Below are 16,563 nucleotides of genomic sequence, written 5' to 3' on the forward strand. Positions count from 1 at the left end.
TACAAAACACCGAAAACCGTGCCCGGAGTTCGCTGAGAGAGCAAATACGCTCTCTCAGAAGCACAAAACACCAATAGTATAGTTATTTCAAAAATGTGCGTAATTTTGCAGTACTGCGACCTGTCCATTTCCTGTAAATTAGAAGTATAAAAGGGAAAACAAGGAGGCTGCAACAATGAAGCTGACTCACAAGCAGAAGCTGTCGATGTTGAACGATGGCTATATTCATGTCCCAGGTGTCATCCCGAAGATTATGGTCGATCAGGCGCTCAAGCATATTAATCATGCTCTCGGAGAGGGAATGCCGTCTGAGCGAATGATGACGTTCCGCGCGCAATCGTACTGTCCCGAACTGCAGGATAAGTCCCCGATTACAGGGCTATTCAACGATACGCCTGTTAGGTCGCTGGTAGAGGACTTGATAGGCGAAGGGAAGTGTCCGCCGACCCGAGGCGGTCAGATCGCGCTTCGTTTCCCAACGCTGCAAGACCCGCCGGTTGTGGCGCGTCCGCATCTGGATGGGATGTACTCGCCGCATAACGGGGTGAAGGAAGGGACGATCGGCAACTTTACGATGCTCGTCGGCGTGCTGCTCAGCCCGGTACGGGATGATTTTGCCGGAAACTTCACGGTTTGGCCTGGTACCCATAAGATCTATGAGCAGTACTTCCGCGAAAATGGCCCTGAGTCGCTGCTTGGCGGAATACCGCCGGTGGAGCTGCCGGAGCCTGTTCAAACGAGAGGGGAGCCGGGGGATGTCTTTCTCGTTCATTATCAGCTGGCGCATAGTGTAGCGAATAACGCTTCTCCTTTCACACGATACGCCATTTTCTTCCGAGTAACACACCCGGAGCATGGTGCGGATTGGAAGGCGCCGATGACGGATATTTGGCTGCATTGGCCGGGCATTCGCGAGATCGGGACATAAATTGTATACATATTGTACTCATAATAGATGTGTGCTAGTCTAGGACTATCAAGTCGTAACATAAATCTATTTCTACCCTGGCAATTGGGAGAGTGAGTACGTAGAATGGAAGTTTTGCAGCGATTGAAGGTTAGTGATCATAAGCGGTTTTTGGTGCAAGAGGATGGAACGCCATTCTTCTGGCTGGGAGATACAGCTTGGGAGCTATTTCATAAGCTGAGCCGAGAAGAAGCTACGGAGTATTTGCGCAAGCGGGCGGAGCAGAAGTTCAACGTCGTTCAAGCCGTCGCATTATCGGAATTCGAAGGGCTGACGACGGATAATTATTACGGCCGCAGGCCGCTGAAGCAGAACGAGGAAGGCCAGTACGATCCGACGTTGCCGGATACCGAAGGCGACTACCATTACTGGGACCATGTCGATTATATCGTCGATCGTGCGGCGGAGCACGGCATCTACATTGCGCTGCTGCCTACCTGGGGCGACAAGTACAACCAGGCTTGGGGCAAAGGACCTGTCGTGTTCGATGGCGATAATGCCCGTGTATACGGCAAGTGGCTGGGAGAGCGCTACAAGGATCGCACGAATATCATTTGGGTGCTGGGCGGGGATCGTCCACTGACGACAGGGCTTCATTTTGAAGTGAATCGATCGCTTGCAGCCGGCTTGTCCGAAGGAGACGGCGGCTCGAACCTGATTACGTTCCATCCTTGCGGCAATACGTCCTCGTCCCTCCATATGCATGACGAGAGCTGGCTGGACTTCAATATGATCCAATCCGGCCACCATGCGCAGATTCGCGTCAACTACAGCCATGTCAGTGCCGATTATGCCAAAACACCGGTGAAGCCGACGCTTGATGCAGAGCCATGCTACGAGGATCATCCGATTAACTTCAACGAGTCGAACGGATATTTTGACCAAGCGGATGTCAGGCAGGCTGCCTATTATGCGGTCTTCTCCGGCGCGTTCGGGCATACGTACGGCCATCACTGCATCTGGTCGATGACGACCGAGCTGACGCCATACTTCATTATGCACTGGCGGGATGCGCTGAACCGTCCAGGCGCTGCGCAGATGCAGCATGTGCGCGAGCTGATGGAGTCGCATTCCTTCCTCGATCGGGAGCCGGATCAAAGCTTGCTGGCTGCAAACCTCGAAGGCGCGAACTACATGGTAGCGACGCGCGGAGAACGGTACGGTCTCATCTACAGCCCGAACGGGCTTGCTTTCACCGCGGTGCTTGGCAAGTGGATCGGCAGCCGTCTGCGTGCGGCCTGGTTCGATCCGCGTACAGGGGAGTACAGCAGGATTGGGGAGTACGGTAACAGCGGCGAAGTCCGATTCACGCCTCCGACGAGCGGAAGAGGCAATGACTGGGTGCTGGAGCTGAGCGTAATCGAATAAGCTATCATTTGTTCTATGGCCCGCCATTATGCATGCTGCATAACGGCGGGCTTTTTCCTATGCATAAATTGGAAAAGAATCTCTCATAATATGCCAAATGCCAAAGTGTACATTTTGCGTAACAGATGGGGGTGTCGAACGGGATGAACAGCAGCGACGGTACTAGCGGCTCCAATAGCACCAACAGCAGCAACAGCACCAATAGCACCAACAGCACCAACAGCGGCAATAGCAGCAATAGCAGCAACAGCAGTACCAGCAGTACCAGCAACACTAACAGTACTAACAGCACCAGTGATGGTAACGCCCCGAACAACCGCAAGCGTGTCGTTACCGAGGCGTCGACCCCTGTGCTCGAGCCAACGGTAAATGTAGATCTTACTTCGAATCTGGAAAATACGATCCAAGCCATTAAGGCCGTTCTGATGGAAGACGGCGACTTTATTATTCGCAGATTCCGAGTGTTCGGCCGATACGATGCAGCGGTTTTCTATTACTCCAGCATGGTCGATCAAGCGATGATTAATAGCAGTATCGTGAAGCCGCTCATGCGTCCGCCGGGTACGTTCGAAGGGACGTCTATCGAGCCGGATGAGCTGTACGATGCGCTGATTAACCAAATTATTTACCATAGCGATGTGCATCCGGAGCCGAGTCTCTCGTCCATTGTTGAAGGCTTGCTGCGAGGTAATACAACCGTCATTGTCGATGGGCTTGATGAAGGGCTCGTTATCAGCACGAGTAAAATCGATAAACGAGCCGTCGATCAGCCTGCCACTGAGCAGGTTATTCGCGGACCTCGGGAGGGCTTCATCGAACTGTTAGATACGAATATCTCCTTAATCCGCTACCGTCTGCAAACGCCGGAGCTGCGCATCAATACGATCGAGGTCGGGCGGAGAAGCAGATCGCGCGTAGCGATTTGCTTCATGGACGGCATTACGAACGTGGATCTCGTCAAGGAAGTCAAGCAGCGTATTGCCAAAATCGATATAGACGCGGTGCTGGATTCAGGCTATTTGGAGCAGTTTATCGAGGATAATCACTATTCCCCGTTCCCGCAGGTCCAGTATACGGAGCGGCCGGATAAGGTCGTCGCGAACCTGCTTGAGGGCCGGGTTGCGATTCTCGTCAACGGTTCGCCTCTTGCACTCGTCGTCCCGACCGTCTTCAGCCAGTTCTATCAGACGGCTGAAGATTATACCGAACGATTCGTCATGATGAGTGCGGTTCGATTGGCAAGGCTCATTGCGCTCGTATTCTCGCTTGTATTCCCATCCCTCTATGTCTCCATCATTTCGTTCAACCCGGAGCTCATCCCGACCGAGTTCGCCGTTGCCGTCGCGGGCGGGCGATCCGGTGTCCCTTTTCCGGCAGTCATCGAAGTGCTCATTATCGAGATATCGATGGAGGTGCTGAGGGAAGCGACCATCCGCCTGCCGCAGCAGATCGGCGGCGCCCTCTCGATTGTCGGCGTGCTCGTTATCGGACAAGCGGCGGTATCCGCGGGGTTCGCGAGCCCGATTACTGTCGTTATTATCGCGATGACGACGATCGGTTCGTTCGCGACACCGGCCTACAACGCGGCATTGTCGCTTAGGCTGCTTCGTTTTCCGCTCATTATATTGGCAGGCGTCTTCGGGTTATATGGTGTCGTCATCGGGCTGATTCTCATTGCGAATCATCTTTTATCCTTGAACTCGTTCGGCGTTCCTTACTTAACCCCGTGGGTGCCGGGCGACTTGAAAGGCATGAAGGATCTGCTCATTCGTGGTCCGCTCTATAGGATGGGAGAAAGACCTTCTTTCCTGTATCCGGAGGATAAGAAGCGAACGGGCAAGGACATCGTGGCCAAGATGGATGAAGAGCCATACAAGGTGCTCGATCCGGTCGAAGTTGAAAAAAGAAGGAGTCAGAGTGATGCAAAGCAACAGCAACCGTCAGATAACGACAATTGAATCTGCAGCTGTACTAGTCAGCACCATTATTGGTGTCGGCGTACTGCCGCTGCCTTTATTCGCTGTACGAGCTGGCGATGCAGGCGCCCCGCTCGTTACTTTGCTCGGCATGTTGGTCGGTTTTGTTGGACTTGCGCTAATCGCGCTCCTTGGCATGCGTTTTCCGAATAAGAATATCATTCAATACAGCGAGGACATTATCGGCAAATGGCTTGCAGCTCTAGGCAGCATATGTATTATTGGTTTCTTCGCCGTACTCACCTCACTTACTGCGCGAGAGTTCGGTGAGGTGGTTGTTACGTCGGTTCTGAAGGAAACCCCGCTCGAGGTGACAGTTATTGTCATGCTGCTGCTTGCGGCGGTTTCGACGCGAAATAATGTCATCACGTTTTCCTATATACATCTCTTTTACTTTCCGTTCCTGCTTTTGCCAGCCATTCTCATTGTTGCTCTATCCTTGAAAAACGCGGACCTTATCAATCTGCAGCCGGTGTGGGGCAACAACCCATCGCATATGCTGCCAGGCGTTCTTACCGTGGCAGCCTTGTTTCAAGGCTCCTTCGTGCTGACGCTGGTCATTCCTGCCATGCGCAATCCGAAGAAAGCGATGAAAGCAAGCCTGCTCGGCATGCTTATTGCCGGCGGGCTTTATATCTCTATCGTCATTGCAGCAGTCGGTGTATTCGGCGCGGAAGAAATTAAAAACTTGCTGTGGCCGACATTGGAGCTGGCCAAAGCGACTTCTCTGCCTGCAAACATATTGGAACGATTGGATGCCGCCTTTCTGGCCGTGTGGGTAACGGCGGTTTTTACGACACTGTTCTCGAGCTATTACTTGACACTTCAAGCCCTCAGTACGCTATCTCGTTTGAAGGATCATAATATGCTCTCCTTCTTCCTGCTGCCGCTCGTATTCATCATGGCAGTCATGCCGCAAAACATTATTTCGATGTATGAAATTATCGCATTCGTAGGCCGCATTGGCTTGAGTCTCACGATTGGCTATCCAGCCTTGCTGTTCATCATTGCCCTAATCCGGGGGAAAAGAGGCGATCGTTCAAATGGCAAACAGGTGGAGAAAGCCAGTTAAGCTCGCAGTTGTCATCCTTATGGTCTTTCCGTTTCTGGCAGGTTGTTGGGATCGTCTGGAAATTGAAGACCGTGCGGTTGTACTTGGCGTTTCCATTGATGAGGCGAAGAAGGTCACCGAAGAGCAGGAAGAGTCGGAAGTCATCCCGAATGGTCCTAAGACGGATATGGTTCATGTGGCTGTCCAAATCGCCCTTCCAGGCCGAATTCCGCTCGGACCAAGTGACAGCGGAGGGGGGGGAGGCGCGGGGTCGCAGGAAACGTTATGGGTTATCGATGTCATCGGGCATTCCATTGATGATGCACTCATGAACTTGCAGCAGCAAATTTCGGGCAGGCTGTTCTTCGGCCATCTGCGCGTCATCGTCGTATCGGAGAAGATCGCGAGGAGAGGTCTTGAGAACGTGAACGACTTCTTCCGCCGGAATTCGGAAGTGAGGCGGATGGCATGGCTCTTGATCTCCAAAGGCAATGCCCGGAAGCTGATGACGGCAGCGCCTAAGCTGGAGCGGGTTCCGACGCTATACTTAATGGCTACCCTCGATGAAGGCATCAAGATGGGGAAGTTTCCGAAGGATTATATCGGTATCTTCTGGAGCAACGCGGTGAAGAAGGGGCAAGAGGGCTTCCTTCCTTATGTGGAGCTTCGCAAGGAAGATAACGTTGAAATTTCAGGCTTAGCCATCTTTAAGGATAAGAAGATGGTCGGCAGGACAAAAGCGCTGGACATCGGCGCCTATATGGCCATTAAAGGGAGTAACCCAGCGGGTTATCGGGTGTTTGTGGACCTTGGCGGTCCGAAGAAGAATGTCATGACGAGCACCACGCATCGCGATGAGAAGACGCGGATTTCATTCAAGAACGGTTATCCTCATTTTGACGTTTATATGACGATAGAAATTAATCTGGAAGAGAAAATAAGCGACTCCGTTATGATTAGTACTACGGGTACGCTCAAGCAGGTGGAGGAAACAGAGAAGAAAATGGCGCTGAAAATATATCGCGATACCATAGAGATGACGCAAGCCCAAGGCGCGGATATCTTCGGGTTCGGCGAGCTGATCAGGGCGAAGAGGCCGTCTTATTGGAACCGCAAGATACGCACGAAAGCGAACTGGCAGGAGATGTACAAGGAGAAGGCTACGTTCGACTTCCATCTGACGGTGAAGGCTAGACGTATCGGAATGAGAGCGAAGTAGGTGGACGGCGCTGGGGTGGCGGTGGCAAAAAAGCAATGGAGGTAGATCGTGCATGTTAAGCGGGGGCTACGGATCAGTCAGCTTTATTAGCTATTCGATACCGATATTTCTGCTCACAGGCTTCCTGATTCTCGTCTTCGATACGAAGAAATATAAGGCGATGCAGATGAAGAAGGAGCAGAAGCTGTCGAAGGTGCTGGGATGGACGAATATCGTACTCGGGGCTGCATTTTTTGCGGTGGATTATTTCGTCATGTAGGGAGGCGACTCGCGAGATGAAACGAATGCGAATGCGCGATATGGCCTATTTGCTGATGATGTGTTTGCTCATGTCCGCATGCCGGGGAGAGCCGGCGGAGAGGGAGACAAGCAGTGTTCCTGAACAGCAGCAGCAACCATCGCAGCAACCTCAGCAATCGAAGCCGCCGACGGTTAAACTGACGACGATTGTTCCGGAGAAGACGCTCGACAATCCGGTTGGGGTCGTGAGCGAGAACGGCGTGACGAGCAGCTTGAAGGGGAAGCTGTTTGCGGTGGAGCAGAAAGGCAAGATCGTCATGCTCGATCCCGCGAATCCGACTGAGAAGCCGCAGACGGTGCTGGATATTCGCGACCGCGTCTACTCGGAGGGCAGCGAGCAGGGGCTGCTCGGGCTTGCTTTTCACCCGAAGAAGCCGGGTGTCGCGTTCGTGAATTATACGACGAAGACGCATACCGTTATCGCTCGTTATGTGATGAAGGACCCGGAGCATCCGGAGGTGCTCGACCCGAAGAGCGAAGTGATTCTGCTGACGTACGAGCAGCCGTTCGCGAATCATAAAGGCGGACAGCTTGCTTTTGGCCCGGACGGGAACTTATATATTGCGGCTGGCGACGGAGGAAGCGGGGGCGATCCGTACGGCAACGGTCAGAATAAACATGTGCTGCTCGGCAAAATATTGCGGATTAACGTGGATGTCGGCAGTGGAGGCAAGAACTACAGCATACCAGCGGACAATCCGTTTGCGGACGGAAGGGATGGCGCGCCGGAGATTTATGCGTATGGGTTCCGCAATCCATGGCGGTTCAGCTTCGATTCCGAGACCGGGAAGCTGTGGGCGGCGGATGTCGGACAGAACCGTCTGGAGGAGATCGACATTGTCGTGAAAGGCGGCAATTACGGCTGGAATGTGATGGAAGGAACTCTCTGTTACAAGCCTGAGGAAGGCTGCGACCGAACAGGATTAATCGAGCCGATTCATACCTACGGGCGGGATCTCGGCGTATCAGTTATAGGAGGCTTCGTGTATCGGGGCTCGGCGATTCCGGGCTTGGTCGGCTGGTACATCTACGGCGATTATGCGAAGGGCACGATTTGGGCGCTCCGGGAGGAGGCGGACGGAACGGTACGCAACGAAACGCTGCTGCAGTCGGGCGAGCTGATTACTTCGTTCGGCGTTGATGCGGCAGGCGAGTTGTATGTATGTGCGCAGAATGGCAGCTTGCTTAGAATTGAAGCACGGTAAAATTGTGTACACCCTCCTCTTGGAAGAAACAGCAGGAAACCGAGAAAGAGTGGTACCCAGTACCCCACATTGGGTAGAACCCACAGAGACCTATCCCAAAAAAAGAAAAGTGCCGTGGAGGTCGCTATCCCAGCGAGTTCCCCGGCACTTTTCTGCCGTCGTCGGAACGTCGGCTTTTTATCGATCATCTTGTTTCATCGTCTTCACGTGCTCCGCGAACAGTGCACCTGAGCGTGCGGCGTCGAGCACTTCCGTCAGCCACTGCTTCTCGGTCTCGCCGAATTGGATAAAGCCTCGAATCATCAGCTCCGAGCCGCGTGGGATAACGCCTTCCTTCAGCTGGAGAACGGCAATCATCCGTTCAATGCGGGCTTCGCAATCCGCGAGCTGCTTCACGATGAGCGCTTCGACCTTGACGGGATCGCCATGGCGAATGAACGGCATCGTGAGGAAGAGCGGATGCTGCGGATAAGAGTTCTGCTTAAACTCGGCGTGCAGCAAGTCCTGGAACGATGCTTTGCCTGCTTCGGTAATGCGGTAAATCGTCTTATCCGGACGATTATCGCCAGGCACCGAGACGACTTCCGCCGCCTCGATTAACCCGTCCTTGTGAAGCTGGTCCACTGCGTAATACAGCGAACCGTCGCGGAGCTTGAAGCATTCGTTCCAATTGCGGTATTTGATCGTTTGACGAATATCATAAGGGTGACGCTCGCACTCCATTAATAGCCCGAGAATTAAGAGCCGCATGGACATCGGCCGTTAGCCTCCGTGGTAGGATGGCTCAGGCTTGCCTGCGCCTTCCCCTTGCGGTCCTTGTGGACCTGGCTTGCCTTGCGAACCGCCGGCAGCTTTACCGATTTCAAGTCTTGCGCGACCGAGCAGGAGTGCGAATACGATCGCCAGCACCGGTAAGATAACCGACCATTGGAAGATGAAAATAATGGAGTCTGCGAGCTTGCCAAGCAAGGTGTTGATGATTTCAGGGGAGAGTCCCATTTGCTTCTGAACAGCTGGATCAAGCAGCGCTTGACCGCCTTTGATTTTCTCAGCTACAAGAGGATCCATATTCGGAATAGCTTTCACATCCGAATGGAATGCAGATTTCTGCAGTGTGCCGAACACGGTTATGCCCAGAGCGGAACCAATCGTTCTAAAGAACGTGATCAGCGATGAAGCGGATCCTTTGTACTGCGGCGGTACTGCATTCAGCGTCGAAATGTTCAGAAGCGAGAAGGATACGCCGATACCTAGTCCGATAATAATCATGAACAAGGTAATGACAAAGCGGCTAGTCTGGTCATCCATCACAAAGCCGAGCAGCGACGTTCCGATAATGAGCGTGAGCGCGGAGAGCAGCATGACTTCACGGTATCTGAATCTCGTTGCAAATCGGCCGCCAATCTGGCTGCTAAGTACGACCCCAAGCATCATTGGCGTAAGCACGCTGCTTGTTTCCGTTGCTGTCTTATGGAATACCCCTTGAATGAAGATGGGGATATAAGTCGTTGTTGCAAGCATAACGCCGCCATATAGCAAGCTGATGCCCATGCTGCCCGTCACGACTTTATTTTTGAAGAGAGACAGTTGGATAATCGGGTCTTTCACCTTGCGTTCTACGAACAGGAAGCCGATCAGCAGGACAGCGGAAGCGATGAACAGGGAGATCGTCTTCATGGAATCCCATGGCCAGTTGTCCGAGCCGCCCAGTTGAAGACCAAACATCAGGAACAGAATTCCCGCTGTTAGGACGATTGCGCCTAACCAGTCGATAGCTTGCTTACGCGAATTGCGCGTCTCGTGGTAAGCCTGCGTGATAAACAATACAGCCAGAATGCCAATGGGCACGTTAATGTAGAAGATCCAGCGCCAGCTGATGCTGTCTGTAATAACGCCGCCCATCACGGGACCGAATACGCTGGAAATGCCGAATACCGCTCCGAAGAGACCCATCATTTTACCGCGCTTCTCAGCAGGGAAGATGTCGAAGATAATCGTAAATACGATCGGCATAATCGCACCGCCGCCGATACCTTGAATCGCGCGGTAGATAATCAGCTGATCCATATTAACAGCTGTGCCGCACATAATCGATCCCAGCATGAACAGAATGAGACCAGTTAGGAAAAACCTTTTGCGTCCGTACATATCGGACAGCTTGCCGAAAATCGGCGTCGACACGACCATTGCAATCATGTAGGCCGAATAGACCCAAATGAGTTTATCGAAACCCCCGATTTTTTGAATAATGGTTGCCATCGCGGTCGATACGATCGTCTGATCGAGCGCCGCCATAAACAGCCCAAGCAGCAAGCCGGCAATAACCAGCTTCACATTACTTCTCTTGGCGTCCACTTGCATTCTCCTCTCGCACTAGCGTGTAGTGATAATAACTCAAATTTGAATAGCCCTCCACTATTATACTCAAATTTGAGTTACTAACAAGTGAAAATGAAGTAAATCTGGTTAGAAATTATTTTGCCCGGTTAGGGAGTGGAGAATTCGGGGGAGGCAGCGGGTCGAGGCGAACAAGAGTGAAATGGCAGGTGGGAGCGGGGAAGCGGGACGAAGAAGTCCAGCAGACCAGCTACATTAGGAAAGTGGCATGGTAATGTGAAAGAAGTCCAGCAGACCAGCAGACCAGCTACATTACCAATCAAGAGTGTCCTCCAGGTACCTACATTAGCTGAAAAGTAGCCAAATTGGAAAAAGAGTGTCCTCCAGGTATCTACATTAGCTGAAAAACAGCCAAATTGGAAAAAGAGTGTCCTCCAGGTATCTACATTAGCTGAAAAACAGCCAAATTGGTGAAAGAGTGTGCTCCAGGTATCTACATTAGCTGAAAAACAGTCAAATTGGTGAAAGAGTGTCCTCCAGGTACCTACATTAGCTGAAAAGTAGCCAAATTGGTGAAAGAGTGTCCTCCAGGTACCTACATTAGCTGAAAAACAGCCAAATTGGTGAAAGAGTGTCCTCCAGGTATCTACATTAGCTGAAAAACAGCCAAATTGGTGAAAGAGTATCCCCCAGGGATACTCTTTCACCCAGCAAAAGCAAAAAGCCCACACTGCGCATCAACTGCGCCGCATGGGCTAAGCTTCTCTAATCATTACTGACGATTCGAGCCACAGGCCCGGAGCAGCTGCGGCATTTGCCGGTGAGCAGCAAGGCGCGTTTCTCTTGCCGGATGCTGTAGTCGACGATCTCGACCGCATCGCCGCAGCTGCCGCAAAATACGTTGCGGACCAGCTTGTCCCGCGTCTGCTGCGGAATCGACTTCCACAGCTGCAAGGCTTGGATGGAGGTGACGTTCTCTTGCTTTCTCATCAGATACTCACTCCATTTCGTTTCGCTAAGTCTTACAGCATTTCACGCTGTCTTAGACCAGCAGCTTGAGCCATTCTTCCCGATCAACGGGACCAAAATACACCGTCAAATCCACATCAGCCAGCGCCGCGGCGACATCCGCCGCGTTGTAGCGCACGCCTGCAAGCCGCGAAGTGACGTCGCTCACTTCGCCAGTGCCGAAGAAGTCGCCGAAGACGGATGCCTCGGCGATGACGCCGTCCTTCACGTCGAGCCGCACGTCGAAGGTGCCGGCAGTGAGCCGCTTCACTTGGCGAACGTTGAACGCCGGGGAGCGGCCGTAGTTCCAATCCCAGCTGCGGTACCGTTCCTCCGCCAGCTGATCGACTGCCGCGAGATCCGCCTCTGTGAGCGGATAAGTCGGAATGTCCTTGCCGCCGAAGATGGACTCCAGCAGGAACGAGCGGAACTGCTCCATCGTCATCGGCTCCTGCAGGAACTCGGTGATGTTCGCGACGCGGCTGCGGACGGACTTCGTCGCCTTCGATTCGAACTTCGCCGGGTTCGGCTTCAGTGCCGATACGATCGAATCGACTTCGGAGTCGAAGAGCAGCGTGCCATGGCTGAACATGCGGCCCTTCGTTGCGAACTGCGCGTTGCCGGAGATTTTGCGTTCGCCGACCTGCAGATCGTTGCGGCCCGACAGCTCCGCATTGACGCCAAGTCTGCGCAGCGCTTCAACGACAGGCTCCGTGAACTTGCGGAAGTTGTGAAATGACTTGCCGTCGTCCTGCGTGATGAAGCTGAAGTTCAAATTGCCGAGATCATGATACACCGCGCCGCCGCCGGACAGCCGGCGAACGACATGAATGCCGTTCTCTTCGACGTAGGAGGCATTCACCTCTTCGGCGGTATTTTGATTTTTGCCGATAATGATGGATGGCGCATTAATGTAGAAGAGCAGAAAATCTTCATCACCCGTCAGCTTGCGCAGCGCATATTCCTCAAGCGCAAGGTTCCAGGCAGGATCGTTATTGCCCCGGTTATCGATAAATTGCATCGTTGCAGCCTCCAATTCGTTGAACGTGACCTGATCATCTAGACCGTTCCCCAGGCAGATTTGCGAATATCCGTCGGGGTACTGCCGGTCTGTTCTTTGACGAGCCGTGACAAATGAAAAACGGTTTTGAACCCGCAGCGTGCAGCGATTTCGCCGACGGAGAGGCCGGACTGCGTGAGCAGCTCGGTCGCTTTCAGCACGCGATAGTGCCACAGATAGCGAATCGGCGTCATCTGATTGTAGCCGTGAAACAGCCGCACGAGATGCTCCGGCGAGACGCCAGCCGCGCTAGCCAGCTCCTGCAAGGAAACTTCCTCGGTGTAGTGCTGCTGCACATGCGTCAGAGCGAGGCGAATGCTCGGATGCAGCTCCTGCTGCTGCTTCGTCTCCGCAATGCGGGCGGTGAACAGCTGGAATGCTGCATATCCAAGGCTGACCATCAGCTCATTATGGTCCAAGCCGTCATCTTTTAAGGACAGCATCATATCCGTAATCGTATTGAGCGCTTCCGGAATCGGCATGCTAAAGGGAAGGGTATCCAAGTAAGCGATCTCGGATTCAGTCAGCGACTCTACCGATAAAGCAATCCAGCGATGCCACGATTCCTGTGTCTTCGCAAATGCGAAATGCTCGTGGTGCTGCGGCTTCAACAGTACTACTTGTCCAGGTTTCACATGGTAGTGAGCGCCGTCAATCGTGATGTCGAGCTCCCCGGTATGAAGCAGCACGAGCTGTATATCCTGCTGCACACGCGGACCGTAAGTGCCGCGAGGCGGGTAGACGATGGTGCCCGCTTGAATCGACGTTATTTTGGCAAAAGGAAGGTTCATCGTTCATTCCCAGCTCCTTCTCTCCATTATAACTGATCGCCCTTAAACAGGAACAGCCTGGCGATCACCGCCAGGCTGCTTGTGAGACAATATTAATAAAACCTAATAAATTCGTTTCGCGCCGGCATAGCGCGGACCCCAATAGGTGTTGTCCAGCTGCTGGACGTAAATCCCCTTCGACGAGAGAGACGAGATGAAGTTGCCATTCCCCATATAGAAACCGACATGATCGACGGCACCGGTCGTGCCGATCCGGAAGAAGACGAGATCGCCCGGTTGCAGCATGGCGCGGCTCACGCTGCCGCCCTGCGTGAACAAGTTCGCAGCAGTTGATCTCACTTGAGGGACGCCGAATTTGTTAAACATGAAGTAGACGAATCCGGAGCAATCGAATCCGGATGTACTTGCCCCGCCCCAAGCATAAGGGACGCCTATGTAAGACGACGCATCCGCAACCAGCTTCTTCTTCAGCAGAGCGTGAGCAACCGCGTCATTGGTAACCGGACCTGCGAGACCGTCAGCGGCAAGGCCGTAGTCTTTCTGGAAAGAGAGCACCGCATCACGCGTTATCGTGCCATAATAGCCGGTAGCAGCAGAGTAATTGAAGTAACTTAAGGCTTTCAAATTGTTTTGCAGCGTCGTCACGTTATCGCCCGTTGTGCCAATGCTCATAATGGCAGCGCTTGCGTGCGCACCGTTAATAAACGGCGATGCAGCTTCAGCTGTTCCTGTCAGAAGGGTGAAGGCGAAAGCGGCTAGCAGTAGTTTCTTCCTCATGTTAGTCCTCCATCCAAAATTGGAATAAATACTCCTATTCGTACTCAGCATACCAGTATCAGATAGGGGAGATAAGCTGTGGATTGCTGGAAAAAGAGAACAGCCCGGCGTCGCCGCCAGGCTGTTTGTAATCCCAAATCCTATTAGTAGAGCGGAAACTTCTTCTGCAGATCCATCCGCGGCGTCGTTGCATCTTCACGAATATAGTGGCAAACGTACGAACGGCGCCAGCGATCCGTGCTGCGGTTGCGGCCTGATGAGTGGATAAGCAGCTCATGGAAGAACAGAATATCGCCCTTCTCCATCACAACCGGCACTTGCTTCGTCAGATCAATGCCTTCCGTTTCATCCGTCCACGGCTCGTGCTCGTCGAGGTTTTTCACGGCGCCATGCGGCAGGAGGCCGAGGCGGTGCGATTTGGGAATGACCCAGAGGCAGCCGTTCTCCTCATCGACTTGCTCTTCCATCGCAACCCATGCGGCAATCATCGTCATCGGATCGTTCTTGATATAGTAAAAGTCCTGATGCGCAGCCTGCCCTGGAGCTCCAGGCTCCTTGTAGAAGAACATGCTCTGGATGCCGACTGCCTCGCGGCCCATCATCTGTGCGAGCGTACCGCGAATGATAGGCAGCTTCATCATTTGTGCCGCGAAGCCGTCGTGCAGATGCGGGTTGAACAGACGTACGGAGTAGCGCTTGCTCGGCTCGCAAGCTGCCCATTCCGGCATCGGGTCCATATTTCGCAGATCGTAGATATGTCCGTTAAAGGCATCTATCAGATCAGCGGAGCAGCCGCCTTTAATCAGCAGGAAGCCGTCATCTTTGAATTGATCTATCTGTGCTTGCGTTAGAGGCGTTGTAATTGGCGGAATCACTTTACTCATTGTCGTCATCCCCTCTCATTGATTAAATTAAGCATATCGTGGGAGAGGGGAGCGAACAATGGCTGACATTATCACAAATATATCTGAAATTGATATTTATGCGATTGGGTAGTCAACGACGACGACATTCTCGAGCAATCCGCCGAGCTGCTGCACGAACGCTTGATGAAGCGGGTGCGGACCATACGCGCGAAGTGCTTCCTTGTTCTCGAACGTCACGCGAAGACCGAGGGAGTAGCCATGAATGTTATCTGTTTCTTCTGTCACATTGATACCAGCGCTGATATCGACTATGCCGGGAATAGCGCCTTTGAAAGCAAGCAGCTGAGCGAGCAGCTCCTGCTCTTTGTCAGATGTAATTCGGTCGTTGAATTTGAAAATAACGAGATGCTCGAACAAAGGGATCGCTCCTTTTATCAGGTTCTATTATCAATATTGGATTATAGCAGATTTGGCGATAAAAAGGCTTGTTTCCGCAACGGGGACAGATAAGGGGCTATTCCTGAAATACGGAATAGCCCCTGTTTTAGTTGCTACCTACTACATATTGGTGAAAAGAGACCGGAGGTCGGTATGGAGTCGGAGCAGCGATAGCGGTCGCCTTTGTAGTTCTGTTTCTACCTCTAGGTGTCTAATTAAATCAGAAGAAACAGAAACTACAACAGCGAGTGGAGACCCATACCGTCCGCAGGACAGTCCTATTCACCAATCCCATCATCCCATCATCCCATCATCCCATCATCCCATCATCATTTTACCAGCCGCTACCCCATCCACATCCTCAAACGCTTTCGCATCCACCATCCAAGGCGTCACGCCGAGCAGCATTTTGCGCATATTGCTCGTTGCTTCGGACTTGATCCGTTCCGATGGCTCATAGCCAGGCCATGTACGCAGGGCGGATTGGGCATAGTTGTAGATCAGCGAGCGGCGAGTGACGTCAGACAGATTGTTCAGCGCGGAGTGGTACGTGTAGCCGTTGAAAATAACAGCCGTACCTTTCTTCACGTTCATCCGCACATGTCCAGGCAAGTCTTCCTGCTTCTCGACTTTCGGCAGGTCGGCGTCCTTCATATGGGTGCTTCCCGGCAGGAACGCGAGGCAGCCGCCGTCATAGGGCACGTCGGAGAGGAAGTAGAACACTTTGATCATCCAAGGCACTTGCTTCTCGCCGACGAACAGCTTCGTCGACGTATCGCGGTGCCAGTTCGTATGCGACACTTTGCCCGGAGGTTTCAGCAAGGCGTCATTGTCGATCATGACGAAGCTGTTGCCGATCAGGTCGCGCATGATATTCATCATCCGCTGATGCTCGAGCAGCTGCAAGAATGGTTCGCCGTATTCAATTATGCCGCAAATTTGCTTCACATGATTCAGCTGCCCCGTAGCCGGGTTAACACGATTATTCGTTTCGAAATCGACGAATGCTTCGTCGATTCGGTCATTGTAGAAGTTCACTTCGTCTTCACTCAGAAAATTATCGATGACAAGAAACCCGTCGCGTTCCCACATCAATTGCTGTTCTTCCGTAAGTCCGTGCAAGCTCATTATTACGTCCTCCTCATTAGCAGATCGCTGGTTTTATCTTTATTTTATAAGACTGGGAGTTTGCGTAAAATA

The 16,563-nt window shown here is 52.6% G+C and carries 16 protein-coding genes; 7 read left to right on the forward strand and 9 right to left on the reverse strand.

The genetic code is table 11. The annotated features are described in order from the left end of the window. The first annotated feature begins 175 nt into the window (after positions 1–175). The 7 genes from A8990_RS25275 (at position 176) to A8990_RS25305 (ending at position 8,086) form a co-directional block, all read left to right on the forward strand. Positions 176–928 carry a phytanoyl-CoA dioxygenase family protein gene (locus A8990_RS25275; RefSeq protein ID WP_116191820.1) on the forward strand — a complete coding sequence of 251 codons (753 nt, stop codon included), beginning with the start codon at positions 176–178 and terminating at the stop codon, positions 926–928. Between the two features lie 105 nt (positions 929–1,033). Next, on the forward strand, positions 1,034–2,335 hold the full coding sequence (locus A8990_RS25280) for a glycoside hydrolase family 140 protein (protein ID WP_116191821.1): 1,302 nt from the start codon (positions 1,034–1,036) through the stop codon (positions 2,333–2,335). A 143-nt stretch (positions 2,336–2,478) separates the two neighbouring features. After that, the gene (locus A8990_RS25285; protein ID WP_116191822.1) at positions 2,479–4,293 is read left to right on the forward strand and encodes a spore germination protein; all 1,815 of its coding nucleotides are present in this window, start codon (positions 2,479–2,481) and stop codon (positions 4,291–4,293) included. Then, positions 4,256–5,383 carry a GerAB/ArcD/ProY family transporter gene (locus A8990_RS25290; RefSeq protein ID WP_116191823.1) on the forward strand — a complete coding sequence of 376 codons (1,128 nt, stop codon included), beginning with the start codon at positions 4,256–4,258 and terminating at the stop codon, positions 5,381–5,383. Before A8990_RS25285 ends, A8990_RS25290 begins: the two co-directional genes overlap by 38 nt. Beyond that, positions 5,355–6,581, forward strand: a complete 1,227-nt coding sequence (locus A8990_RS25295; RefSeq protein WP_116191824.1) for a Ger(x)C family spore germination protein — start codon at positions 5,355–5,357, stop codon at positions 6,579–6,581. Before A8990_RS25290 ends, A8990_RS25295 begins: the two co-directional genes overlap by 29 nt. Before the next feature lie 52 nt (positions 6,582–6,633). Next, positions 6,634–6,840, forward strand: coding sequence for a CLC_0170 family protein (locus A8990_RS25300; protein WP_116191825.1), 207 nt, complete (start codon positions 6,634–6,636; stop codon positions 6,838–6,840). A gap of 16 nt (positions 6,841–6,856) precedes the next feature. Then, complete coding sequence (locus A8990_RS25305; protein WP_116191826.1) at positions 6,857–8,086, forward strand: PQQ-dependent sugar dehydrogenase; 1,230 nt, start codon at positions 6,857–6,859, stop codon at positions 8,084–8,086. Positions 8,087–8,263: 177 nt separating this feature from the next. Here the strand turns inward: A8990_RS25305 and A8990_RS25310 are convergent, their stop codons facing one another. The 9 genes from A8990_RS25310 to A8990_RS25350 all read right to left on the reverse strand — a co-directional run bounded on the left by A8990_RS25310 (position 8,264) and on the right by A8990_RS25350 (position 16,491). After that, positions 8,264–8,842, reverse strand: coding sequence for a PadR family transcriptional regulator (locus A8990_RS25310; protein WP_116191827.1), 579 nt, complete (start codon positions 8,840–8,842; stop codon positions 8,264–8,266). Positions 8,843–8,848: 6 nt separating this feature from the next. Further along, a complete protein-coding gene (locus A8990_RS25315; protein ID WP_181909774.1) occupies positions 8,849–10,447 on the reverse strand; it encodes an MDR family MFS transporter in 1,599 nt (532 codons plus the stop codon). A 741-nt stretch (positions 10,448–11,188) separates the two neighbouring features. After that, positions 11,189–11,413 (reverse strand): hypothetical protein, encoded by a 225-nt coding sequence (locus A8990_RS25320; protein WP_116191829.1) that lies wholly within the window; start codon positions 11,411–11,413, stop codon positions 11,189–11,191. A 52-nt stretch (positions 11,414–11,465) separates the two neighbouring features. Then, positions 11,466–12,452: a lipoate--protein ligase gene (lplA, locus tag A8990_RS25325; protein ID WP_116191830.1), complete on the reverse strand. Its 987-nt coding sequence runs from the start codon at positions 12,450–12,452 to the stop codon at positions 11,466–11,468. 38 nt (positions 12,453–12,490) lie between these two features. Further along, the gene (locus tag A8990_RS25330) at positions 12,491–13,282 is read right to left on the reverse strand and encodes an AraC family transcriptional regulator (protein ID WP_116191831.1); all 792 of its coding nucleotides are present in this window, start codon (positions 13,280–13,282) and stop codon (positions 12,491–12,493) included. A 102-nt stretch (positions 13,283–13,384) separates the two neighbouring features. Further along, positions 13,385–14,059, reverse strand: a complete 675-nt coding sequence (locus tag A8990_RS25335) for a C40 family peptidase (protein WP_181909775.1) — start codon at positions 14,057–14,059, stop codon at positions 13,385–13,387. A 143-nt stretch (positions 14,060–14,202) separates the two neighbouring features. Continuing rightward, positions 14,203–14,943, reverse strand: a complete 741-nt coding sequence (locus A8990_RS25340; protein ID WP_116191833.1) for a phytanoyl-CoA dioxygenase family protein — start codon at positions 14,941–14,943, stop codon at positions 14,203–14,205. Between the two features lie 96 nt (positions 14,944–15,039). Continuing rightward, on the reverse strand, positions 15,040–15,342 hold the full coding sequence (locus A8990_RS25345; RefSeq protein ID WP_245996209.1) for a Dabb family protein: 303 nt from the start codon (positions 15,340–15,342) through the stop codon (positions 15,040–15,042). A gap of 339 nt (positions 15,343–15,681) precedes the next feature. Further along, positions 15,682–16,491 (reverse strand): phytanoyl-CoA dioxygenase family protein, encoded by an 810-nt coding sequence (locus A8990_RS25350; protein WP_116191835.1) that lies wholly within the window; start codon positions 16,489–16,491, stop codon positions 15,682–15,684. Positions 16,492–16,563: the final 72 nt, after the last annotated feature.

The organism is Paenibacillus taihuensis, from assembly GCF_003386535.1.
In the GTDB taxonomy this organism is placed as follows: Bacteria; Bacillota; Bacilli; order Paenibacillales; family Paenibacillaceae; genus Paenibacillus_Z; species Paenibacillus_Z taihuensis.